At 41.1% G+C, this 16,888-nt stretch carries 19 protein-coding genes; 7 read left to right on the forward strand and 12 right to left on the reverse strand.

Annotation, left to right across the window (positions count from 1 at the left end; genetic code table 11):
- The first annotated feature begins 67 nt into the window (after window positions 1-67).
- The 4 genes from purU to F909_RS00140 all read left to right on the forward strand — a co-directional run bounded on the left by purU (window position 68) and on the right by F909_RS00140 (window position 2,959).
- Window positions 68-931, forward strand: a complete 864-nt coding sequence (purU, locus tag F909_RS00155) for a formyltetrahydrofolate deformylase (protein ID WP_004802565.1) — start codon at window positions 68-70, stop codon at window positions 929-931.
- 205 nt (window positions 932-1,136) lie between these two features.
- On the forward strand, window positions 1,137-1,889 hold the full coding sequence (locus F909_RS00150; RefSeq protein ID WP_005155158.1) for an energy transducer TonB: 753 nt from the start codon (window positions 1,137-1,139) through the stop codon (window positions 1,887-1,889).
- A gap of 43 nt (window positions 1,890-1,932) precedes the next feature.
- A complete protein-coding gene (locus F909_RS00145; protein ID WP_005155159.1) occupies window positions 1,933-2,553 on the forward strand; it encodes a MotA/TolQ/ExbB proton channel family protein in 621 nt (206 codons plus the stop codon).
- A 1-nt stretch (window position 2,554) separates the two neighbouring features.
- Window positions 2,555-2,959, forward strand: coding sequence for an ExbD/TolR family protein (locus F909_RS00140; RefSeq protein WP_005155161.1), 405 nt, complete (start codon window positions 2,555-2,557; stop codon window positions 2,957-2,959).
- Window positions 2,960-3,011: 52 nt separating this feature from the next.
- Here F909_RS00140 and msrA read toward each other — a convergent pair whose 3' ends face one another.
- From msrA to thyA, 5 genes are all read right to left on the reverse strand, one after another.
- Window positions 3,012-3,536 carry a peptide-methionine (S)-S-oxide reductase MsrA gene (gene msrA, locus F909_RS00135; protein ID WP_005155163.1) on the reverse strand — a complete coding sequence of 175 codons (525 nt, stop codon included), beginning with the start codon at window positions 3,534-3,536 and terminating at the stop codon, window positions 3,012-3,014.
- Between the two features lie 106 nt (window positions 3,537-3,642).
- Window positions 3,643-4,119, reverse strand: a complete 477-nt coding sequence (locus F909_RS00130) for an META domain-containing protein (RefSeq protein WP_005155168.1) — start codon at window positions 4,117-4,119, stop codon at window positions 3,643-3,645.
- Between the two features lie 126 nt (window positions 4,120-4,245).
- Complete coding sequence (locus F909_RS00125; protein ID WP_005155170.1) at window positions 4,246-5,301, reverse strand: Lnb N-terminal periplasmic domain-containing protein; 1,056 nt, start codon at window positions 5,299-5,301, stop codon at window positions 4,246-4,248.
- Window positions 5,302-5,319: 18 nt separating this feature from the next.
- Window positions 5,320-5,829 (reverse strand): dihydrofolate reductase, encoded by a 510-nt coding sequence (locus F909_RS00120; protein ID WP_005155171.1) that lies wholly within the window; start codon window positions 5,827-5,829, stop codon window positions 5,320-5,322.
- 21 nt (window positions 5,830-5,850) lie between these two features.
- Window positions 5,851-6,693 (reverse strand): thymidylate synthase, encoded by an 843-nt coding sequence (gene thyA, locus F909_RS00115; RefSeq protein WP_005155172.1) that lies wholly within the window; start codon window positions 6,691-6,693, stop codon window positions 5,851-5,853.
- A 172-nt stretch (window positions 6,694-6,865) separates the two neighbouring features.
- Here thyA and F909_RS00110 point away from each other — a divergent pair, with 172 nt between their 5' ends.
- On the forward strand, window positions 6,866-7,690 hold the full coding sequence (locus F909_RS00110; protein WP_005155177.1) for a YwqG family protein: 825 nt from the start codon (window positions 6,866-6,868) through the stop codon (window positions 7,688-7,690).
- Between the two features lie 48 nt (window positions 7,691-7,738).
- Here the strand turns inward: F909_RS00110 and F909_RS00105 are convergent, their stop codons facing one another.
- The 3 genes from F909_RS00105 to F909_RS00095 all read right to left on the reverse strand — a co-directional run bounded on the left by F909_RS00105 (window position 7,739) and on the right by F909_RS00095 (window position 9,979).
- Complete coding sequence (locus F909_RS00105; RefSeq protein ID WP_005155179.1) at window positions 7,739-8,314, reverse strand: xanthine phosphoribosyltransferase; 576 nt, start codon at window positions 8,312-8,314, stop codon at window positions 7,739-7,741.
- Window positions 8,315-8,402: 88 nt separating this feature from the next.
- Window positions 8,403-9,107: a DUF3108 domain-containing protein gene (locus tag F909_RS00100; protein WP_005155181.1), complete on the reverse strand. Its 705-nt coding sequence runs from the start codon at window positions 9,105-9,107 to the stop codon at window positions 8,403-8,405.
- A 191-nt stretch (window positions 9,108-9,298) separates the two neighbouring features.
- Entirely contained in the window at window positions 9,299-9,979 is a 681-nt protein-coding gene (locus F909_RS00095) for a hypothetical protein (protein WP_005155182.1), read from the reverse strand.
- Between the two features lie 242 nt (window positions 9,980-10,221).
- Between F909_RS00095 and F909_RS00090 the strand changes: the two genes are divergently transcribed.
- Window positions 10,222-11,109: an energy transducer TonB gene (locus F909_RS00090; RefSeq protein WP_005155183.1), complete on the forward strand. Its 888-nt coding sequence runs from the start codon at window positions 10,222-10,224 to the stop codon at window positions 11,107-11,109.
- A gap of 118 nt (window positions 11,110-11,227) precedes the next feature.
- On the opposite strand, the gene F909_RS00085 is transcribed toward F909_RS00090, so the two are convergent.
- The 4 genes from F909_RS00085 to miaB all read right to left on the reverse strand — a co-directional run bounded on the left by F909_RS00085 (window position 11,228) and on the right by miaB (window position 14,665).
- Window positions 11,228-11,527, reverse strand: coding sequence for an antibiotic biosynthesis monooxygenase family protein (locus tag F909_RS00085; RefSeq protein WP_005155185.1), 300 nt, complete (start codon window positions 11,525-11,527; stop codon window positions 11,228-11,230).
- A gap of 11 nt (window positions 11,528-11,538) precedes the next feature.
- The gene (gene ybeY, locus F909_RS00080) at window positions 11,539-12,024 is read right to left on the reverse strand and encodes an rRNA maturation RNase YbeY (RefSeq protein ID WP_005155189.1); all 486 of its coding nucleotides are present in this window, start codon (window positions 12,022-12,024) and stop codon (window positions 11,539-11,541) included.
- 73 nt (window positions 12,025-12,097) lie between these two features.
- A complete protein-coding gene (locus tag F909_RS00075; protein ID WP_032857438.1) occupies window positions 12,098-13,174 on the reverse strand; it encodes a PhoH family protein in 1,077 nt (358 codons plus the stop codon).
- A gap of 39 nt (window positions 13,175-13,213) precedes the next feature.
- The gene (miaB, locus tag F909_RS00070; protein ID WP_005155192.1) at window positions 13,214-14,665 is read right to left on the reverse strand and encodes a tRNA (N6-isopentenyl adenosine(37)-C2)-methylthiotransferase MiaB; all 1,452 of its coding nucleotides are present in this window, start codon (window positions 14,663-14,665) and stop codon (window positions 13,214-13,216) included.
- A gap of 309 nt (window positions 14,666-14,974) precedes the next feature.
- On the opposite strand from miaB, the gene F909_RS00065 reads away from it, so the two are divergent.
- The gene (locus tag F909_RS00065; protein ID WP_171067374.1) at window positions 14,975-16,873 is read left to right on the forward strand and encodes a lytic transglycosylase domain-containing protein; all 1,899 of its coding nucleotides are present in this window, start codon (window positions 14,975-14,977) and stop codon (window positions 16,871-16,873) included.
- Window positions 16,874-16,888: the final 15 nt, after the last annotated feature.

Raw genomic sequence — 16,888 nt, forward strand, 5'->3', positions numbered from 1 at the left:
AATAGCAAAAAAGGGTTAGAATGCTCGGCTTGATTTTAATTTGATTCGAATAAGTGATATTAACCAAATGAACACGACTACAGCCCACACAGCGCGATTACTGATTACTTGTGAAGACAAGCCGGGGATCGTGCAAGCCGTATCGAGCTTTTTGTATCATCAGGGAGCAAACATTACCGCACTTGATCAGTACGCAACAGAAGCTCAAGGCGGGCGTTATTTTATGCGTGTTGAGTTTGAGATTGATCATTTGCAATCTCGTAAAGAAGCGTTGATGCAGACCTTTGCTGCTAATGTTGCAGAACGTTATGAGATGCAATGGAAACTTACTTTTGTTGGTGAGTTGAAGAAGGTCGGTATTTTAGTTTCTAAAGTCGACCATGCTTTATTGGAATTGTTATGGCGTCATGCGCGTGGTTCATTACCATGTGAAATTACCCAGGTGATTTCGAACCATCCAGATTTACGTGAATCAGTTGAAAATTTCGGTATTCCATTCCATGTCGTTCCGGTCAATAAAGACAATAAAGTTGAAGCTTATGCTCAAATTGATGAAATGATGCAGGGCAATGATCTGTTGATCTTGGCGCGTTATATGCAGATTTTGAGTGAAGACTTTGTTGCCAAGTGGGAAATGAAGATCATCAATATTCATCATTCTTTCCTGCCTGCTTTTGTTGGTGCAAATCCATATAAGCAAGCTTATGAGAAAGGGGTGAAGCTGATTGGTGCAACAGCACACTATGTGACTGCTGATCTCGATCAAGGTCCAATTATCGAACAAGATGTTGAACGTGTCAGCCATGATTACAATGTAGAACAGTTACGTGAGTTAGGCGAAGACGTTGAACGTAATGTATTGGCACGCGCTGTGAAATGGCATTTAGAAGACCGTATTATTGTTGATGGTAACAAGACTGTGGTTTTCTAAGAAAGTTTTGCTCTGCTGTATAAAAAGAACATGCCATCAGGCATGTTTTTTTATGCCTATTTTTCAAAGCTTAGCAAATATACAAGAAAAAGTGGTTGCAAATGAAAACACTTCTCATTTATTATTACGGCACTTTCATTGTTCTATCCGATGAGTGAAATCGCTTTTTTGAAAGCCTCACCATCTATTAGGTACTTAGATTCTTATGAGTCAATCTCCTGCTACATTCAACACGCCACACCCGATGAAAAAGAAAATCATCACTGCCTTAGTTACAGTTGTGATTGGACATGTAGGCGTTCTGTGGGCGGTTAGCCAGATGAAAACGATTGAGTTAAGACCAATCGAAAAAGAACCACTTAAGGTGAAGTTCGTTAAAATTAAAGAACCACCTAAACCAGAACTGCCTAAACCAAAAGAACAGCCGAAACCTGAACCTAAAAAAGAAGTGAAGGAAGTTAAAGTCGTTGAAAAACCTTTACCTCTACCGAAAAAGATTGAAAAGGTTCAACAGGTAAAAGAAGCGCCAAAACCAGTGCTACAAAAAACTGAGCCGAAAGTTGAGCCAAAAGTTGAAACGGCCGTGGTCACGACGAAAGTGACTGAAAAAGTTGTGGAAAAACCTCAGCCTGTACAAGAAGTTGCAAAACCTCAACCTACTGCTGACCCAGCTCCGAAACGCGTCGCGATTGGGGGGGCAGGGGTTCAGTGGAGTCGTTCGCCGAAATTATCTGTTACAGCAAAAGATTTAGATAACCAAACACGCTCAGTGATGGTACTGATTGAAGCTGACGAGAAAGGTAAAATTACCAATGTACGGATTACCCGTAGTAGTGGTTTGCCGAATCTTGATGAAAAAGTTTTACGTGCTGTAAGAAGTGCGAAATTTAAACCGTATATGGAAAATGGCGTTGCTTACCCAATTCGAGCAGAGCAGCCGTTTGATCTTAGTCCTTAATGAAATTTGAGTCCTTGCGACAGATTAAATCAGGAGTTCGTATATGAACTTTTCAGTTTATTGGCAACATGCAGATGCAGTAAGTAAAACACTGTATTTCATCCTATTAGCAATGTCGATTGCAACGTGGACTATTTTCATTCTGCGTATTTTAGGAACACGCCAATTAAAACAACAAGCTTATACTCAACTTGTTCAAGCTTTGGCTACGCTTAAATCAAAGTTACAGCCTTTATCGTTTGAACAACGTAAAGCCGTTGCTGAGCAAGCATTGCTTCGCCAAATCTCTGCTGAAAAATCTCAAGCAGAAAAAGGTGTATCCGTTCTTGGAACAATTGCTTCACTTGCACCGTTTGTGGGTTTATTCGGTACTGTATGGGGGATTTTCCACGCGCTTGTGGCCGTAGGTAAAAGTGGTCAAGCTGGTTTAGCTCAAGTCGCAACCCCAGTAGGTGAGGCGCTGATTATGACGGGTCTTGGTCTTGCAGTAGCGATTCCTGCGGTGATGGCCTATAACATTTGTGTACGTTTCAACCGTGGCTTGGCACATGATTTACAAGATCAAGCGCATAGCTTGTTAATCGATACCATGTTGCAGCAAGAAACAGCGGCAAAAACAGAAACTAAAGCGACTCAACAAAGTTTAGTTGGAGGTCAAGCTTAAGATGGGCTTTCAATTGGGTGAAGACCACGACAGTGGCATGAATGAGATGAATCTCATTCCTCTGATCGATATTATGTTGGTATTGATGATTATCTTTTTAGTCACAGCAACGGTTGCTAACCCATCAATTCCACTAAGTTTACCAAAGACTACTGCTGAAATTGTCGATCCACCGCCAAAAGCGATTACTATTAGTATTAATGAGAAAGGTGAGGTGGCTTGGGATGCGCAGATTATTAGCTTAGACGAGCTAGAGAAGCGTTTCCAAGAGGCGGGTCAGGCTGCGACCAAACCGACTGTACAATTACGTGCAGATAAAGAATCAAAATACGATACGGTTGCACAAGTGATGTCTCGTGCCAGCGAAGCAGGTTTAAGTGATATTGCATTTGTCAGTGAAAACTAAGACAGTGTGATGCCAACAAAAAAGCAACTCTAAGAGTTGCTTTTTTTTATGCCTATTCAGTTTTGAGCAGATCGAGATATTTAGCACGTAGTTTGGAAAGCTTGGGAGGAATGCTGAAGTTGCAGTAACCTTGTGATGGATTACGTGCAAAGAAGTTTTGGTGATATTCCTCAGCAGGGTAGAAGGTTGGTGCTGGGCTGAGCTCAGTCACAATATTCAGACCCTCATCTTCCAGATCATGAATAATCTGTTCTGCTTGCTGCTTTTGTTCTTCATCAAAGTAATAAATAACAGAGCGGTATTGCGTGCCAATATCATTACCTTGACGGTTTAGCGTGGTTGGATCATGCGTCGTAAAAAACACATTCAGTAGTTGTGAATAAGTGATTTGCTGTTCATCAAAATCAATCAAAACTACTTCTGCATGTTGTGTTGTACCTTGGCAGACTTGCTCATAGGTCGGGTTTTGGCTAATCCCGCCAGCATAACCACTGACGACTTTTTCTACACCTTTAAGTTGTAGAAATACCGCTTCTACACACCAAAAACATCCACCACCAACGAGTGCTTGTTGCATGAGACTCCCCAATTTTTAATTTTAAGAATGCTATTAAAGTAAACGAAGTATTGAAAAAGTAAAAGCCCGTGTTCGAAACGAGCTTTTACTTTTTTACGATAAGGAATTATGGAAGCGGTTGAATCACCGTGACAAAGCTAACCAAAACTTGACCAGATGCATCCAACAACCTCAACTCATGGCCTTTGAGTTCATAATTGGTGGTACTTGCTAAAGCATTGGCATATTGACGAGAGAGCGCACTGTTGTCTTGGCCAATACATGCCATCATCGTCGAAGCAATTGGGCCTAAGCGTAAGATAGTACCTTGGCTCTCAAAGCTGCCTTGAATCTGGTTACAACCATCTGCACCGAAGAAGCGCTTACCTTTAGCATCAAATTGAATCGCAGGTCGTTTGCCAGAAAGATCATTGCTTTTAATCGCCACACCATTGATTTGTGTAGCGATCCAGTTACGGTTATACAGCCCTATGCTTTCTTTCTGAGAAGCATTCGGTGAAGTTTGTAGAGATTCTGTGGTTGCACAACCTGTCATTGCTACGGCAACTGCCAAAGTACAAGAAGTTAAAAAAGGCTTTAACATAAGATTTTAAATCCGAATCATTGTGTTTCTATGTTCGCTATTAAAATAAAACAACGTGGAGCTGAGCAGGATATTCAGTATCCTTTTGTAAATGTTCAGATGTTTTTAATGAAATTAGTGGAAAAATCACTCAGTTTTAGGAAGGCCTATACGAATGACATCCGAAAAATATTTACTGCTTTGATTGGCTTGTTGCTCATATTGCTCAGCACGTGGATTGATATGTGCCAAGCGATACCATTCTTTCATGCTGTAATTTTGATTGAGTGCTTTCAGGTCATAGAGATAATTCGGTAAATAACCTGAGGCCAATAAGCGATAATCTTTAGGTAATTTTTGTGGATTAATTGCTTGTACCATATCAAATACTAGTGTGGTGCAGTTACTCGTAAGGGTGTTGTACCATTTTGCTTCTGCACCAAGTTCATCTGCTTTATGCAAATATTCGATAAAGAGTGCTTTGCGTTCAGCCGCAGGCATTTTGATCGGGAACAAATACACTTGTTCATGGCGGATATTGCTGCGCGTATACACAATATCTTTTTCATCTGAAGCGATTAGGCTCAGTTCATATTTACGGAAAAAGCCACCAATCGCAGAAAAATCTTCGCCTTTTTCCTTGCGAATTTCAATGGAAAATACTAATGGCTTTTGATCTGCAAAATCGAAACTGACCAGCGTATGGGCAATTTGTGGGCCCATCCAATAAGAAGTAATGACATTAATGCCAATAATTTTATTCAGATCAATGGTCCGGTCTTCCCATCGAATGTCATAGCTACCATCCGCATGCCAGTCGAAATTTCGGACATTGTGCAGCTGTACAATATCCCCATTCTTTTCGTAATGGAGCTGTTTTGCAACTTCAGGATTCCAGTCACGATCCTGTCTTGCATCTAGGGAAAAATACCAGATTAAGGAGCAGGCAAATGCAACACAATAAATAATGATATCGGTGCGACGGCTAAAAAGATGACCACTGACATAGACGCCGATTAAGCTGAGTGCAAATAAGGCCCATAGCACAATGACAGCGCGGCTAAAAAAACTACCTAAGGGTTGCTGAATCCATAAAGCAAGACAAAGCCAGATACTTGAAAGGATCACACACAAGGTAAACAGACTATGTAAGAGCCCGATGCCTAAAGCGATAAAAAACTCACGTGATCCAATATTCTGCATGGCAAATGCAATCCATTTTTATTTTTGATAGGTCGCAAACTCAAAAGTAACTCCTGATTTCTCATCAGTATGTTGTTCCGAGTTTACTTTGCAAAAGTCGTCAGAGATTTTTGGGTAATGCGCATCACCTTGTACATCGAGATTAACGTGAGTTAACTCTAAACGATCAGCAATAGCGAGCGTTTGGGTAAAAATCTCTCCACCACCAATAATAAATAAGGATGCTTTTTCCGCGTGTTGTGCATCTGTAAGTGCACCATTGAGCGCATCTTCGATACTGTGTGCGACTTTAACTCCTTCAAAATGCCATTCAGGGTCACGCGTAATCACCCAATTGACACGATTTGGTAGAGTACGCCCCATAGATTCAAGGGTTTTACGGCCCATAATCACCACGCCACCTTGGGTGATGGCTTTAAAGTGCTTCAAATCAGCAGAGATATGCCACGGCAAAGCATTGCCTTTACCGATACAGTGATTTTTATCCATTGCAACTACGTGGACAACCTCAGTGTCTTGCCATGCCATTTTATATGCTCTCTATTCTACTTAAACTGCGACGGGTGCTTTAATTGCTGGGTGCGATTCATAACCAACAATTTCAATATCTTCAAATTTAAAGTCGAAAATATCAGTGATTTCAGGATTTAGTTTTAATTGGCACAATGGTAGCGGCTCACGAGTCAGCTGTAACTGCGCCTGTTCAAAGTGATTGGCATATAAATGCGTATCGCCACCTGTCCAAACAAAATCACCTACACCTAAACCACAAACCTGCGCAATCATATGGGTCAGTAGGGCATAGCTCGCAATATTAAACGGCACGCCTAAAAACACATCGGCACTACGCTGATACAGTTGGCATGACAGTTTGTTATCTTGGACAAAGAATTGAAACAAGGTATGGCAAGGCGGTAATGCCACTTTGCCTGCTTCATTTGGGTTCCAGCCTGACACAATTAAACGACGTGAATTGGGATTGGTTTTAATTTCATTGATTAACCATTTGATCTGGTCAAAGCCATCCTGCTGGTAGCTACCATCTTCATTTTGGGTTGCGCCAAAGTTACGCCATTGGTGACCATAAACTGGACCAAGTTCACTTTCAGGGCGGCCAAAACGGGCTGTTTGTTCTGCGGTTGCCCATTCATCCCAAATCGAAACTTTATTGTCATTGAGGTATTGAACGTTGGTATCACCTTTGAGGAACCAAAGTAATTCAATCGCAATAGAGCGAAAATGGACTTTCTTGGTGGTGAGCAACGGAAAGCCTTTAGAAAGATCAAAGCGCATCTGATGACCAAATACAGAACGTGTACCTGTGCCAGTACGGTCGCCTTTGTCGCCGCCATTGTCGAGGATATGTTGTAAAAGGTCTAAGTAAGTGCGCATCGTGATTCCTAATCGCAAATTTTTATCGGGCTCATCTTATCAGAATTTATGTGATAAATAATGTGGCAATTAAGCGTCATTAACTGTCGTAGTGCAGACTTTGTTCTCTATTCTAGTTTAGCTGCTTGTTTTATATTAAGTTCTATAAATAAGTACATGGACAAGCAACAAAATGAATCTTCAACCTGAGAATTTACCGAATACTTTACATCCATATCTAGAAAAAATTTCAGCCACTATTTTGCCAACAGTAACCTTACAACTCAGTCCAAACGATGCCTTGACGGTATGGCAAAGTAAAATTGGAGGGGAACCGTATTTACCTTTGGATTCTGCTTATCCAGTCGATTCTAATGGTAATCCGTTGGCTTTGCTGGCGCAGTTTAATTTTGCTGATATTCCAAGCTTACCTAATTTTCCAGAAAAGGGGATTTTGCAGTTCTATATTGCTGCCGATGATTTGTACGGGATGAATTTCGATGACCAACAACAGCAATCTGGTTTTAAGGTCTTATATTTTGAGCAGGTGATTGAAGATACGACGCAATTAAAACAGGACTTTTCAGATATTCAATTGAGCGAAGCGGATTATTTACCTTTTGCAGGACAATACTCGATTGAATTTCAACGTACTGAACAGTCGATTAGTCTTGAGGATTTTGCTTTTGGAAAGAAAGTCTTGGGTGTTGATGAACTTTACGATTTTGAAGCGCAATTTGAAGGTGGCGATTTCGAAAGTGATTTTATCGAACCTTATCATGAGCGAGTTTCCGCAACCGGCCATCGCTTAGGGGGATATCCTTATTTTACCCAGACAGATCCACGCCACTATAACGAAAAGGTGCAAGATTATATTTTACTTTTCCAGCTGGATACCGATGATGCCGAGAACGAGATTATGTGGGGCGATTCGGGTGTAGGCAATTTCTTTATTCACCCAGAAGATTTAAAGAAGAGAGACTTTTCTAAGGTGTTGTATAACTGGGATTGTTGCTAAATAAAAAAGCGGATGAACATTCATCCGCTTTTTTCTAGATCTTGAATCTTATTCAGTGATAAAAGTGACTTTACCACCTTCTAAAGATTTAACACGCGCTAACGACTCAACGCGGTAGCCTTTTTCAAGCAATACGTCACGGCCAGGTTGGAATGATTTTTCAATCACGATACCCACACCGACAACTTCAGCTTTTGCTTGATGAATTAAGTCAATTAGACCTAAAGCAGCTTGACCATTTGCCAAGAAGTCATCAATGACAAGTGCCTTGTCGCTTGAACTGATGTGCTTGTTTGAAATCGCAATGGTACTTTCAGTCTGTTTGGTGAACGAGAACACTTTAGAACGGTAAAGGTCATCTTTTAATGTTAATGACTGATATTTACGTGCAAAAATAACAGGAACACCAAGTTCTAAACCTGCCATGATTGCAGGTGCAATACCTGAAGCCTCAATGGTAATAATTTTAGTAATACCTGCGTCTTTAAAGCGAGCGGCAAACTCTTTACCAATCAGTTGCATTAACACCGGATCGATTTGGTGGTTTAAGAAAGCGTCGACTTTCAAAACCTGATCAGATAGAACGATACCTTCATTTAAGATTTTCTGTTCTAAAGCGTACACGGGAGAATCCTCTAAACGGATGCTTGTTCAAGCAAAGGCATATTTTAAAAAGCATCTAAAAAAATGCAAGCCAAAATTGACCAGATGCTTAGTTTGTTTTACCTGAATAACCCGTTAATAACAGACCATATGATGTTTTTCCATCATTGTGTGCCATTTTTACTGGTAAGTAATCTAATTTTGGTGCTAACCAGAACACGGTATTACGTTCAGGTTTATCGTGCTGCATCACCACTTTGATGGTGTTAAATGTGCCATAAGGGGTTTTGATACTTTCGTTACCTTGTTTTACAAAACGACGTTCATCCAATGCTTTTGCATCTGCAATTAGATATTTGGTTTTTAGGGAATTGTTTTTTAAATCCTCACGAACTTGCAATTCAGCATTAAGTTCATCCAAAGCACCTGCCTGCCATGCGAATGAGCGAGCAGTGTCATCTTTCTTGGTATTCACAACTTTGCTATTTGGATTAAAGTCGATACTCATTGTATTGTTATGAATCAAAACTTTGCTGCTACGGCTAAATTTTTGCGAGGTAATTTTATTATCAGCAAAGCTAAATTGACTACTTTCAGATGCAGATGCGATTGCACCTGCTTTGGCATTGAATTGATACACCCAATTATTGCCTTGCTGTGAAAGGGTACGTGTGGCAGAGCCTAAGTTTTTATTGTTGTAGCTAAACTGATAGCTCGCCTGAAACGGTGCCATTGCCAGCGCATGACTAGATAAGCTTACACTTAGAAGTGTAGCCGACGTAATGCCTAGTACTTTCAATAATTGCTTTGTCATAACACTATATCCTTTGAGTGATGCAATCAGTCATCACTCATTTATCTTTACCATTTAAAGCTATTATGCTCGTAGATTATGAAGAAAAGATCAGGCTTTTTATGAGGTACTTGTTAATTTTTCGTATGAATCATGAAGATATGTATTTCAATGATATATCGTGAGAAGGGATAGACCACCACAGAGTGTGGCTATCGTTTACTGTCTTTTTGTTGAATCGGTGTGACCTCAGTGTCTTCTAGCTCATTGATATCAAAATCATCATCATTCGGTGGATATAAAATCGCGGCGAGATTGACATTGCCCCAAACAATCAGTTCCGCAGGGCGAACACGAGCACGATTGACATGAACTTTACTTAGGGTCTCAATAATACTTGGCTTTTTACCCAACCAACGATTCAAATCGAGATAAAGTAAATCATCTTTAACTTTGACAACTTCAAAATGTTCTAAGATTTTGCCGAGCGGATCTTCTTCACGGAATTTCTGGTAATACCAGATCGCGGCATAAAAGCCCCATTTCTGAAAGATGTTTTTAAATTTGGCTTCAATTACTTGGGTATTGCTGATTTGCTCGAATACCATAAGCTGTACGTCTTGATTCATTTCCATTTGAATCAGTTTTAAATCAACAGATAAAGTAGTGTGTAAACCTTTAACATCTAACGTTGTGTATAGGCGTAACCAACCATCATATAAGTCGGCATGCAGGTCTTGCATGATGCCAACATTTTCAGTGACGTAACGCTCCATGGTCGCATTCACAAAGACTTGCGAAAGTGAAAATTCTCTTTCTTCTTCGATGAATTCTTCGGCTTTTTGGTAAACTTTACGTAGACGTTTAACAACGGACGAAATTAGCGTTTGCATAAAAGTTGTTCCAGAAAGTGAATTGATGGGTTATGCAATGCCACGATCTTTGTATTAACTAAAAAATAAAAATAAATTTCTGACTTGCAGTGTAGCAAAATTAATTGCTACATTTTCATAAAATGATGGTATGGAAACACTGTAACTATAAGTGGATCACATTTTTGTAAAATTTTGAATATTGGTTTGGTTTTTATACGGTTATACCGTTGGGGAAGAGGCTTTTTTGTCGCTTAAATACCATGTGGAATAAAATTAATTTTCGTTCAGAGCTGTCTCCATATTGGTGGCAAGATCCAATTTTTGTTGGGGCAGTGGCTTTGGCGATGCTTTTGCATGGCGCGGTGTTGGCTATTCAATTTGCAATGCCATCACCATCCGACACCTCAACCAAAGAAATTGCAGTGACAGTTCGTCCGAGTCAAGACAAAGTCAAAGATGCTGACTTTTTAGCGCAAGCAGATCAAAAAGGTTCTGGCGATTTCCGTGAGGCGCATCGTATGTCGAGTGATATGCCGTCACCGATGCAAGCGGATGCGACAACAGGTGAGAAAGCGTTAGAAAGTCTGGAAAAAGTTCAGCAAAAACGCGAACTAAAATTTGAAGAAAAAGTGCTTATGACGGTTTTGAGTTGGCAAAAGCAAGCCGAGCAGAGCGAACGTAAAAAGACCTTAGATGATTTACAAAGTCAGTTCCAGGCTAAAGCGGCCATGGTGGCGAGCTTAGAAGCGCAATATTTACAACGCCAACAAAATTTTAGCCGTAAACAACGCATTAAAACCGTCGATGGGATTCAGGCCAAACAAGATGCATCTGCTGCTTACCTCGATAAATTTCGCCAAAAAGTCGAGTTATATGGTAACCGCTATTATCCTGACCAAGCTAAACAACAACACTTGGCGGGTGAGGTCCGTCTCATGGTGATTCTCAATGCCGAAGGGGGCATCCGGGCAATCCGCTTAATTGAAAGTTCAGGTCATGCAATCTTGGATGAGGCAGCCAAAGCATCGGTTCGCCGTGGCGCACCATTTGGACCTTTTGATGCTACGATGAAAAAAGAAATCTCTGAGTTACGTATCATTCGGACTTGGCGTTTTGATCCAGTCGATGCTGAATTTGAAGTGCATTAATAACATTTTTGAGTGATGACATAAAATAAAGCATTAAGTCTTTCTTCGAGTTTGAAAAATAAAAAAACGGCTGAATTCAGCCGTTTTTGATTGAACTTGTGGATAAGTCAACGATTATTCAGAGGCCATTTTGACTCGAATAAGCACGTTCCACTTTGCAGATTTCCACACTAAAATCTTGATACCATTTTTCTTTACCTAAACGCTGAGCAACCAAATGCTCTGCATCGCGTTGCCACTGCTTGATATCCTCAAGACTGTTCCAGTAAGACAGTGCTATTTCAAAACCATTTTCACTACACGCTTCAAACTTTAGGCAGTTGTATGTGCCCAATGCTTTATTTCTCAACATTTGTGCCATTTCTGAGTAAGTTGCATCAAGTTGTTTGATCGTGGCTTTAAAAATAACGATATACATAGGACCTTGGATTAGCTTTCATCGGCTTGGTAAGGATTGGCGATACACAATTTTTTCAGAATCTCAATTTCTAAAGCTTCCATTTCTTCAGCTTCAGTTTCACTGGTTTCATGGTCGAAGCCAAGCAAATGTAGAACGCCGTGAACCAGTAAATGGGTGAAATGATCGCTTGGTGTTTTTTGTTGTTCTACAGCTTCTTGCAAAACGACAGGAATACAAATCACCAAGTCTCCGAGAGGCTCTGCATCGAGTAAACTCAGCATTTCCTCAGGAATATCACTTGGAAAAGAAAGTACATTGGTTGGTTTGTCTTTTTCACGATATTGCAGATTGAGTTCATGGCTTTCTGCAATATCGACACAGGCAATACCAATTTCACAATTGACATCGAAACCGACATGACGCAGTGCAGTTTCAATGTGTTTTTTAATTTGACCACGTTTCAGTGGCAGTTCAGCAGTTTGAAAGTCTTGTTGAAGACTTAAATTGATTTTCAAAATAGATCCTTAAAATCGTCCCCCTAAGATGCGACTAAAGCATCGCAAGAAAGGGGGAGTGAGGGGGATTTTTCTAAAAGTGTTGGGCATCTGCGGCAGAATCATTTTCTGCAACGAGTGCTTCTTGTCGAGCTTTGCGTTCGGCACGGGCTTCAGCAGACAAACGTTGCTGTTCGCTGTCCCAGCCTTCGTAAGCTTCAACAATTTTTTGTACCAATTGGTGACGGACGACATCTCGAGAATGGAAGCGGGTGATATGAATTTCATGCACATTTTCAATGACCCGTAAGGCATGTGCCAAACCCGATTGTTGTCCGCGAGGTAAGTCCACCTGAGTGACATCACCTGTAATGACGGCACGCGAACCAAAGCCTAAACGAGTAAGGAACATTTTCATCTGTTCAGGTGTAGTGTTTTGCGCTTCGTCTAAAATCACAAAAGAATGATTGAGTGTTCGTCCACGCATATAAGCAAGTGGAGCAACTTCAATCACTTGGCGTTCGATTAGTTTGGCCACTTTTTCAAAGCCAAGCATTTCATACAATGCATCGTAAAGTGGGCGTAAATAAGGATCGATTTTTTGGGTGAGATCACCGGGTAAGAAGCCGAGTTTTTCACCAGCTTCAACCGCAGGACGGACCAGTAAAATACGTTGAATTTCGTTACGTTCCAGCATATCTACCGCTGCTGCAACCGCGAGATAGGTTTTACCTGTCCCTGCTGGACCAACACCGAATGAAATATCGCTTTGTAAAATACGTTGTACATAACGCTTTTGATTGGCACCACGTGGGTTGATTCGCCCTTTGCGGGTCTGCAACCAAACATTGTCTAAGCCAGTATGTTCTTGATCTGAATCATCCATCAGTTCACGGTCTGTCTGTGAACCTTGGATCATCAAATGTATTGCATCTGCACTGATTTGCGAGGAAATTTCTGATTCTTGATAGAGCCGTTGCAATAGTGCTTCGGCTCTTTCGACCGCTTCTATGTCACCATCTAGATAAAAGGCATCGCCACGGTGAGTAATTTTGACATCTAAACGTTGTTCGATTTGTTTTAAATGCCCGTTATACGCACCGAGCATGCTTTTTAAGCGTTCCATTGAAATCTCAGGGAACGTTACTGTACGTCGAATCGCTGCAGTCAAGAGAAACCCTTTTTGTTGCTTTGTAAGAATACCCTTACATTACGCCACGTCAGGTTCAAGATTCAAGAGTTCGCCATAAACTAAATTTAAAGTTTTAATTTCAGTGATCTCAATCTCTGCAAAACGTCCAATCCACGTAGCATCACCAATAAAAGTAACTAAACGTGTATTGTCTGCTGTACCGATCAAAACATTAGGATCTTTATCAGAAACTTTTTCAATCAGAACACGCTCAATTTTGCCAAGCATTGCATCGGTCTTCTCAATACTCGATTGTTTAATCACTTGTTGGACTTGTGCTAAACGATCTTTTTTCACTTGCTCTGGTGTGCTGTCTGGTAAATCAGAAGCTGGCGTACCTGGGCGTTTTGAGTAAACGAAGCTATAAGAATGATCGAAATCTAAATCTTTGATAAATTGTAAAGTTTCCGCAAAATGTTCGTCCGTTTCTCCAGGGAAACCAATAATGAAGTCGCTGGATAAATGCATATCTGGGCGAACTTTACGTAATTTAGCAATTTTATCGATGTACACATCAATGGTGTGGTTACGTTTCATGGCTTGCAATACATCGTTTGAACCACTTTGTACTGGTAGATGTAAATGCGAAACCATTTGCGGTAAATCACGGTAGCATTGAATGAGATCTTCAGAGAATTCAAGCGGGTGAGAGGTGGTATAACGTAAACGACCGATGCCTGGGATTTCTGCGACTAAACGGAGTAACTCAGGGAAGGTACAAATCTCACCTTCGAAGGTTTCACCACGATAGCCATTCACGTTTTGGCCGAGTAAGCTAATTTCACGTACGCCTTTTTCAGCCAAGCCTGCAATTTCTGCCAATACGTCATCCAATGGACGAGAGACTTCTTCACCACGGGTATACGGAACGACACAGAATGAACAGTATTTAGAGCAGCCTTCCATAATTGAAACGAATGCTTTAAAGCCTTCCACACGTGGTTCTGGCAAAAAGTCGAACTTTTCGATATCTGGGAAAGAAATATCAACCAATTTGATTTTTTCTTTCTTTGGTTTTTCTACTTGCTCATTATGCTGATCTAACATTTGTGGCAAACGGTGCAAGGTTTGCGGACCAAATACCATATCGACATAAGGCGCACGTTTTTGGATGTTGTCACCTTCCTGAGAAGCGACACAACCACCGACACCAATGACCAGATCAGGATTTTTTTCTTTAAGCTTGCGCCAGCGGCCTAAACCACTAAATACCTTCTCTTGTGCTTTTTCACGAATTGAACAGGTATTCATGAGCAGAATGTCTGCTTCATTCGGATTGTCAGTGAGCACATAGCCATGTGAATCACCTAACAAATCTGCCATACGATGACTGTCATACTCATTCATCTGACACCCTTGGGTTTCGATAAACAATTTCTTGATCGAAACATCAGCGGTGTGCATTGGCTGGGTAACAGTGTTTTCTGAAGCAGCTTTTACAGCACTGGGAATGAATGTTTGAACCGTCATGCAGGCTCCTAAACAAGATGGATTTAAATAAACGGCGGATTATAGCAGTATTTTAGACTGAACGCAGAGAATAAAAAACTGACAAAAATGGACAGTTTGTGAATAAAATTGTGTGAATTTTAATGAATATGAATCAGTAATTTACATAACACAACAATAGTAGAAGGTTAGACTTATTACACTATAATGGCTGGGCGAAATTGGGCATATATATTGATGAAGATGAAAAAGCAGCGTGATTTTAGAACAACCGAAAGTCATAAATTGAATAACAAGAACAGCCTCCGTTGTTTTATCGCAATCGGCGGTATGATTGTTTGCTCTGGTGTCTATGCGTTAGATGAACAATTTAATGACGCGTTGCGTGCTGCCAATGCCAACAATACTGCATTGCTTGATCAATACCAATTTGAAATGCAAAATGATGCGCTTGGTTATTATCCTGAGTATTGGAAATTGAATACCAATCTGGGTTTTCAACCAGCATCCTCGATTATTAGTTTTGCACAACGCTATCCTCAATCTGCGATGGCAGAAAAATTGGCTGCCGATTTTGTTGAAGAAAAAGTAAAATTGGGTAGCTTCGCCGATGCGAAACCTGTCCTCAGTTATGTGACCAATCCAGATCAAGAAGAAAGCTGTGCAGTGGCACAGGTACGTGCAAAAACAGGGGATAGTCTGGTTTTTGCCGAATATAAAGATATTTGGTTAACCACCAATTCTCAGCCTGAATCATGTAATGGTTTAGGTCGTTTGATGTTGTCTAGTCCACTGATGACTGCTCAAGATCGCCAGCAAAGATTATGGGGGCAACTCCGTGCAGGGCAATCTGGACCCGCAATTGCGACAGCTCAAACCATGGGTTTGAATCTTTCATTAGCGCAGTTCAATCAAATTCAAGCCAATCCATTAGGGTATTTATGGAGTGCGCCAAAATCTAATGATGCGGATTATGCTTATTTAATCTTTGCATTAGGACGTGTTGCAGATAGTGATTTAACCAATGCATTAGGTAATATCCAGAGAGTTGCACAAGATACGCCACAACCTGTACAGAAATATTTGTACCGCACCATTGGTTATGTCGGCGGTACCACCGTAATGAAAAATGGTTTTAACCGTGAAGTGCTCAATGCTTTCGATCAAAGTTATGGTTATCCATTTAGTCCAGAAGAAGCTGAAATTTATGCACGTCAGGCGATTCGTTTTGGGGCTTGGGAAAGTTTAGTTCGTGCCATTGATGCGATGTCGGTGACCCAAAAGCAGGAAGATCGTTGGCAGTATTGGTTAGCACGTGCATCGGAGCAACGTTCGGATAGCGGGTCAAAACAAGCGGCACAGCAGATTTATCGCAAGCTTGCACAAAGTGGTGATGACTATCACAACCTGCTCGCCAAAGATCGTTTAGGCGAACGCTATAATCATCAGCCTTATAATGAACAACCAAGTGCTCAAGATACGCAGCGCCTCAATCAAAATATTCATTTTAGACGTGCTTTTGCATTAAGAGATGTGAATGCTCCAGCCAACTATACCAATCGTGAGTGGAACTGGGCAGTTCGCCAAGCGTATTTACAACATGATGACGGTTTGCTTCTCGCAGCAGCAAAACGTGCCCATGATGTAGGTTGGTATGATCGCGCAATTTATGCCGCGGACCGTACCACATCTCGCCATAATGACACTTATCGTTATGCAACACCGCATCGTAGCAATGTAACCAGCCATAGTTACAATGCTGGTATTGATCCTGCTTGGGCGTATGGTTTAATGCGCCAAGAAAGCCGTTTTGTGACTTCTGCACGTTCACATGTCGGCGCCGGCGGCTTAATGCAGATCATGCCAAACACGGCAAAACTGATTGCACGACAAATGGGTGAAACCTATAACCCTGCGGCATTAAGTGAAATGAATACCAATATTCGTTACGGAACTTATTACCTTTCAATGATCCAGAGCCAATTGAGTGGTAGTTCGGTATTGGCAACTGCCGGTTATAACGCAGGTCCGAATCGTGCACGTCGTTGGCAGCCTGATGTTCAGACTATGGCAGCAGACCAATATACTGAAACCATTCCGTTATTGGAAACACGTGACTATGTAAAGCATGTCATGACCAATGCTACACACTATGGTGTGGTATTAGGGCAAGGGGCGCAATCGTTAGAAAAACGAATGAGCACGATTCCTGTACGCAGTGGGCCATAAGACACACCAAGATGT

Origin of the sequence: Acinetobacter sp. ANC 3929, from assembly GCF_000369405.1 — a bacterium.
Taxonomy (GTDB): Bacteria; Pseudomonadota; Gammaproteobacteria; order Pseudomonadales; family Moraxellaceae; genus Acinetobacter.